At 45.4% G+C, this 6,402-nt stretch carries 6 protein-coding genes and 1 pseudogene; 5 read left to right on the plus strand and 2 right to left on the minus strand.

The window, feature by feature from the left end; genetic code table 11:
* Positions 1–256 precede the first annotated feature (256 nt).
* The 5 genes from VB836_RS30130 (at position 257) to VB836_RS30150 (ending at position 4,602) form a co-directional block, all read left to right on the plus strand.
* A complete protein-coding gene (locus VB836_RS30130) occupies positions 257–790 on the plus strand; it encodes an RDD family protein (RefSeq protein ID WP_323225217.1) in 534 nt (177 codons plus the stop codon).
* A 45-nt stretch (positions 791–835) separates the two neighbouring features.
* Positions 836–1,024: a 50S ribosomal protein L33 gene (gene rpmG / locus VB836_RS30135; protein ID WP_323225219.1), complete on the plus strand. Its 189-nt coding sequence runs from the start codon at positions 836–838 to the stop codon at positions 1,022–1,024.
* Positions 1,025–1,094: 70 nt separating this feature from the next.
* The gene (gene rpsR / locus VB836_RS30140; RefSeq protein WP_009784963.1) at positions 1,095–1,310 is read left to right on the plus strand and encodes a 30S ribosomal protein S18; all 216 of its coding nucleotides are present in this window, start codon (positions 1,095–1,097) and stop codon (positions 1,308–1,310) included.
* 8 nt (positions 1,311–1,318) lie between these two features.
* Complete coding sequence (locus VB836_RS30145; RefSeq protein ID WP_323225225.1) at positions 1,319–3,337, plus strand: ribonuclease catalytic domain-containing protein; 2,019 nt, start codon at positions 1,319–1,321, stop codon at positions 3,335–3,337.
* Between the two features lie 176 nt (positions 3,338–3,513).
* Positions 3,514–4,602, plus strand: a complete 1,089-nt coding sequence (locus VB836_RS30150; RefSeq protein ID WP_323225227.1) for an SDR family NAD(P)-dependent oxidoreductase — start codon at positions 3,514–3,516, stop codon at positions 4,600–4,602.
* A gap of 58 nt (positions 4,603–4,660) precedes the next feature.
* On the opposite strand, the pseudogene VB836_RS30155 reads toward VB836_RS30150, so the two are convergent.
* Together VB836_RS30155 and VB836_RS30160 are read right to left on the minus strand one after the other, a co-directional pair.
* A pseudogene (locus VB836_RS30155) lies at positions 4,661–4,834 on the minus strand (transposase); the annotation flags it as partial.
* Between the two features lie 393 nt (positions 4,835–5,227).
* On the minus strand, positions 5,228–6,235 hold the full coding sequence (locus tag VB836_RS30160; RefSeq protein WP_323225229.1) for a DnaJ C-terminal domain-containing protein: 1,008 nt from the start codon (positions 6,233–6,235) through the stop codon (positions 5,228–5,230).
* Positions 6,236–6,402 lie beyond the last annotated feature (167 nt).

The raw sequence follows: 6,402 nt of genomic DNA on the forward strand, positions 1-6,402 counted from the left end.
GGGCAGATTACCCGTTAATAGGTGCTAGGTGGAAGTCCAGTGATGGATGTAGCCAAGGCACACTAACAGACCGAGGGCTTGACCTCTGTTACTCTACTTCTGATTTCTCTATGCAGTCTTTTGGGTTTTGTTTTGATCATTAACCTCTTTCTGAATTTTCAGAGAGAGGTTTTAACATTGTTAGTGATCTAGGCAGCTCAGATAGAAAGTGTCAGGATAGAAATAGAAATTTGAGCAGTATAATCTGTGATTGGCAATGAGTTCAGATTTAGTTCCACCTACCTATCCGAGAGTTCCAACCTGGCGTCGCACTGCGGCTTTGGGGACTGATATATTCATCGTGGGGTTGCTCAGTTCACTGATTGGTTCTAATGGAGTTTTGAGATTTTTTCTGTTTATTTTGTTTTGGTTCAGCTTGCGAGTGTTTTTAGTCGCCAAAAATAAAGGGCAAAGTTTGGGACGTTGGGCTTTTGATCAAACAGTAATTGACCCCCGATATAACAAAACTCCTGGAATCTTGGAATTATCCAGGCGAGAGGCTGTGATAGGCGTAAGTGTATTTTTAGCCTTATTGGGACTGGGTGGTGTTGTTTCGGGTAATGCAGGAATTTTGTTATTTTGGATTCCCATCGCTGTAGACTGTGGTCTAGTTTTGTTTGATACAACTCGCAACCCACAGACCTTTCATGATCGCCTCGGGAGAACTCTTGTTGTCGGAACTCAACGAGGCTACTCTCTCGATATTAAGATTCGCCACTGGGTTGACAAAATCAAAAAAGATATGAAATAATTACTATTTGTGCTTAAATAAACTAAACAGAGATTTTATAGGATCATGGCTAAAGGTGTTCGGATTATCATCACGTTAGAATGTACAGAGTGTCGGACAAACCCAGATAAACGCTCAAAAGGGGTTTCTCGATACACAACAGCTAAAAACCGTCGGAATACATCATCACGACTTGAACTTAAGAAGTTCTGCACTCACTGTAACAAGCACACTGTCCATAAAGAAATTAAGTAGTAACTATCAACAGAAGAAAAAACCAAACTAACGACAAACTGACCAATTTTAGGACAAGGAACAAAAAACAATGAGCTACTTTCGTCGCCAGGTTTCACCCATTGACCCCAAAACTCCAATAGATTACAAAAACATTGAGTTACTGCGTAAGTTTGTGACAGAGCGAGGAAAAATTCTTCCTCGTCGAATTACAGGTTTAACTTGTAAACAGCAACGAGACCTGACAAAAGCAATCAAACAAGCTAGAATTTTAGCCATGTTGCCCTTCGTAAACAAAGAAGGCTAAGAGAATTGGTGGAAAAGGGAACTCTGATCGAATTTAGAGTACACGGAGAGCGTCGTCTTGCCGTTGCTGATCGTCCTGAAGGAAAAAAGCACTGGATTGTTATAGATGAGCAAGGAAACTCTCATACGATTCATCCTCGACAAATCACTTATGAACTAGTCGGGGAAACCTACAAACCATCGGATCTATCAATCTTCGTTGAAGACTTACAGCCTTATATCGATCCTTCTAGTCTGGAGGTGGCTTGGGAAATTTTGGTTGAGCAGGGAGAAACGGTCAATCCCCAAGAAATGGCAATGCTGCTATTCTCCGCTAAAGATCCTCACCAATGCTATGCAAGTCATCTCCTACTTTGTGATGATAAGCTTTACTTCAAACAAAAGGGTGATCGCTACGAACCTCGTTCGCCTAATCAAGTCGCAGAAATTAAACATCAGCAACAGGTTGAGCAGCAACGACAACAAGAAACCCAAGAATTTTGGAATCGTGTCAAGCAGCGCCTAGCGGGAACGCCTGTCGAATGGCAGAACAGTGACCGACATCGCTTGGACGCTTTAGAGCGTTTGGCTTTAAACGGAGAAGAAGCCTCTCATGCGACTTCAGCCTTTGAAACTTTAGCCACCTTGGAGCGTCCTCAAACGGCCAGTGCCGCTTTTGAGGTTTTGGTGGATTTGGGGATTTGGAGTTCGCACGAGAATTTATCGCTACGTCGCACTCAAATTCCCACACAGTTTCCTATGCAGGTACTTGAAGTGGCTCAACAGTGTCTAAATTCTCAGCCGCCCGATCCCGATTCTAACCGTCTTGATCTCACGGCTCTCAAAGTGTACACGATCGACGATGAGAGTACCCGTGAGATTGATGATGGTTTGAGTGTAGAATTCATGGAGGATGGTCAGCAGCGATTATGGATTCACATTGCCGATCCCACTCGTTTGCTGTCTCCTGGAGATCCACTCGATCTCGAAGCCCGACGACGTACCACAACAGTCTATTTGCCGACGGGTATTATTCCTATGTTCCCCTCTGAACTCGCCACTGGCCCTATGAGCTTAGTCGAGGGAAAACTGTGCTGTGCTTTAAGCTTTGGCGTGATTTTAGATGAAAACGGCCAGGTCAAAGATTATAGTATTCACGCGAGTACAATTAAGCCGACCTACCGCCTCACCTATGATGATGTTGACGAGATGCTACAATTGGCCATCACAGCCGAACCCGAGATAGAAGCACTGGCGACTTGGGCTAAACGGCGTAAGCAATGGCGAGACTCTCAAGGGGCAATCAGTATTTATATGCCCGAGTGTTTAATTAAAGTCGAGGGAGACGAGATCATCATTAAGGTGCTAGAAGATTCCCCTTCTCGCCAAATTGTTGCTGAGATGATGATTTTAGCAGGTGAAGTCGCTGCCCGTTATGGTCAAACTCATCATTTAGCGTTACCCTATCGCAGTCAACCCCAACCTGACTTACCGCCTGCCGAAGAACTTCTGCAACTTCCCCCTGGGGCTGTTCGCTCTTGTGCGATGCGTCGCTATATGCCCCGTAGTGAAGTCAGTTTAACCCCCGCTCGTCATGCCAGTTTAGCCTTAGAGACCTATACTCAAGTAACTTCTCCAATTCGTCGCTACAGTGACTTACTCGCCCATTTTCAAATTAAAGCTCATTTACGAGGAGAAACCCCTCCCTTTTCAGCCGATCAGATGCAAGAAATGGTAATGAGTTTAGGGCCATCGGTCAAGGAAGCATCAAAGGTCGAACGAGAAACCAATCGTTACTGGAGTTTGGAGTTTCTTCGCCGTCACCTCGATCAAACCTGGCAAGCGATTTTATTGCGTTGGCTGCGGGAAGACAGTAATTTAGGACTGGTTCTCCTCGAAGAACTGGCTGTGGAGTTACCCATGCGATTAAATCGTAACGCTCAACTCGGAGAACGTTTTACAGTTAAGGTGGCTCATGTTGATCCCAGACAAGATATTATTCAATTTCAAGAAATCACTGATCAAGCCACTGAACCCGCATTTTCATAACTCAAGCAGTGCTGGCTGAGATTCAATTGCTTCAAACCTAGTCTCAGCTAATATTCGGTTTTGTCTAGTTCGTCGAACTGACGTTAATTTAAATTATAGCGCCGAAGCGAGTTGTGTATTTACAAATACTGAAACGCAGCATCGATAGTGTCAACATCCAGTCTGAATCGTGGCTAATGGAACCTGATTTTTCCGATCTCGACGTTGAATGTCCCGGGGTGCAAGAAGTGTTGGCTCACCTGCTCAACCGTCGCCAGTTTCTTGCCCTGGGTGTCGGGTCGTGCTTGGCGACCCTTGCCCTCTCTTCCTATCATGCCAACGCTGCATCGCCTCAGATCGCAACCTCTGCAAACCTACCCCAAGGAAACTCCCCAATGATTGACATCACTCCCACTGACCCCAACTATTTCATTCCTAACCGCTTCGATGGCAAAACATTGCTGATCACTGGTGCAGCAACCGGAATTGGAGCCGCAACGGCGATTCGAGCCGCACGGGAGGGGGCAAAAGTTATTGGGTTAGACCGCAAAGTCAAAGAACTGACTGAAACCATCAGCCAGATTCAGGCAGAAGGACACGCGGCGACCGCGATCGTGGGCAATGTAGTGGAAACTGCTGTGTGCGATCGTGCCGTGGCAGAAGCGGTACAACTCTATAGTGGGTTAGACCTGGCACTCAATGCGGCGGGCGTGATGGACGCTGGTGATCCCGGTCAACCACTGAACTTTCAGGGACAGCGCAACTTGCTCCCTAAATCCATCCATGAGGCAACGGATGAATATTGGGATGCGGTGCTGGCGACCAACACCACGGGTGTATTCAAGTCGATGCGGGCTGAACTGCGCCAGATGGTGAAACAGGGCAAAGGTGGGGCGATCGTCAACATTGGCTCCATTGCTGGGTTAACTGGATTGGGTGGCAATCCTGCCTATGTTGCCAGCAAACATGGCGTGACTGGATTAACCCGACAGGCAGCCCTCGATTATGCGCCCTACGGCATTCGCGTTAATTCGGTGAACATGGCAGCCACCGCAACGCCCATGACGGATCGGGCATTCGAGTTTATGAAGGAAGCGCAAAAAGAAGGGGCAAACAGTCCTACAGCATCGCTTAAAACACAGAGCCTGTTGATGGCATCTGATTCACAAAAGCGGATGGCAACGGTTTGGGAGCAAGGCGCAATCATCTTATTTCTGCTGTCTGCGGATGCGGCTAACCTAACGGGCGGGACTTATGCGACAGATGGTGGCTGGACTGCTTACTAGACCAGGTTTTTATCGAATTGGGTAGAGGACTTCTATAGCGCAGAAGCGAGTCGTGTATTTACAAATACTGAAACGCAGCATCTGTAGCCTTATGGATATTAAAATCATATAATGGTAGTTCTTTTCTAATAGCAGTTTTGACTTTCTGCCACCAATGTTCTATGAGGTTTAAGTCAGGAGAGTAGGGGGGTAAGAATAATAATTCACATCCGGCTTTTTCAATTAACTTGCGATCGCCATAAAATCTACTACTTCTTTTTCTTTGCTTTACCCTATTTTACTTTGTAACTAGACGACTAGCGAAGTGCTATAATTGATAAACTTCACTTTCTTGAAAACTGTTCAGAAAATAGTCAGCACTGATAAATCGAGGTGGTGTCCAGAGTGGACGCCAAACAGTGCAGCGCGTCTAATTATCAACTAGAAGCTTAAGAACTTGGCTAGAATATGGCAAGCCAAGTCGCGGAATGTAACCTGCCGCTTGCGAACTTGAATGAATTTAAGCTCGGTCGGCAGGCAAGAATGAACTGGGCTGGGTTGATTTTCCGGTCACTGATTATCCACAGATATTATAGGGAAAAAAATAGTCTTTAAGCTGTATGGGGTAAGGGTTTCAGCTTTAAATTTAAAGCTTTATTTGCTGTAAATCACTGCGCGGATCAAAACTCCGATTTTCCCGTATTTTCTCATAATATTCCCGCTCTATTGAACTCAGATCTTTCGGGGGAACAACCACCAGTTTTACCAATTGATCGGTGCGTCCACCGCCTTTAGGTTTTAACCAACCTTTACCCCGCAACCTTAGCGTTTGTCCGGAACGAATACCCGCCGGAATATTCATCGTTACCAAACCATCCGGAGTCGGAATTTCAATCGATCCTCCTAATACCAATTCATCCGGCGTAACCGGAACTTCACAGATTAAATTATCACCGTCAAACTGAAAAAACGAGTGGGGTAAAATCTCTATTTTCAAGTATAAATCGCCTCGTTGCTGTGTGGAAGGATCGAGTTGACCTTGACCCCGAACTCTAATTTTACTTCCAGACTTCACCCCCGCAGGAATAGAAACTTCACCTCCACCCACTTGCTTTTTCACCCCTCGAAAAGCCTCGCTCAAACTTAAAGAAATCGTCGCTTCTTGATCCCGAGAAGAACTTTTAGAGGTGCTTCTGCTGGAATTTGAGGAAAAATCCTCAAAACCGCTTCCAAACCCAGTCGTTCTACCCGTATTTGTGCGATAAGAATAGCTGCGACTTCCATTTCCACCCGGACGAGTTCCTCCTGTTCGGTTTAACAAAGTATTGATAAACTCGTCAAAACTACTAAACTGGCTAAAATCCAAGTTATTAAAATCTACCGTCGTTCCCCCACTAGGCCATCCCCCTGAACCCCCCGCCTGATTCCAGTATTGACCAAATTGATCATACTTCTTGCGGTTTTGCGGATCTGACAACACTTCATAGGCTTCATTAATCTCCTTAAAGCGTGCTTCCGCCGTTTTGTCGCCGGGATTGAGATCCGGATGATATTTACGAGCTAATCTACGGTAGGCTTTCTTAATCTCATCAGCCGAAGCACTTTTACTTAAACCCAAAATTGCATAATAGTCTTTATAATCAGTCGCAGCCATTCACTACCTTCCTCTCAATACTATCCTCGTTGATTATTTCACCGTACAAACTAAACTGTAGAAAACAATTGTTTAGTTCTTCTTACTGGATTGACCAGTAATGGCTGTACGGCACAACTCACTATTTCCTCGACGGTGAACGCCTCTGGAAAATACTTTCTAATGAT

Source organism: Limnoraphis robusta BA-68 BA1 (assembly GCF_034932365.1).
Classification (GTDB): Bacteria; Cyanobacteriota; Cyanobacteriia; order Cyanobacteriales; family Microcoleaceae; genus Capilliphycus; species Capilliphycus robustus.

Bases quoted from the DNA above. Each gene is read 5' to 3' on its own strand.
- VB836_RS30130 (WP_323225217.1), top strand. From the start codon at position 257: ATGAGTTCAGATTTAGTTCCACCTACCTATCCGAGAGTTCCAACCTGG.
- rpmG (WP_323225219.1), top strand. From the start codon at position 836: ATGGCTAAAGGTGTTCGGATTATCATCACGTTAGAATGTACAGAGTGT.
- rpsR (WP_009784963.1), top strand. From the start codon at position 1,095: ATGAGCTACTTTCGTCGCCAGGTTTCACCCATTGACCCCAAAACTCCA.
- VB836_RS30150 (WP_323225227.1), top strand. From the start codon at position 3,514: ATGGAACCTGATTTTTCCGATCTCGACGTTGAATGTCCCGGGGTGCAA.
- VB836_RS30160 (WP_323225229.1), bottom strand. From the start codon at position 6,235: ATGGCTGCGACTGATTATAAAGACTATTATGCAATTTTGGGTTTAAGT.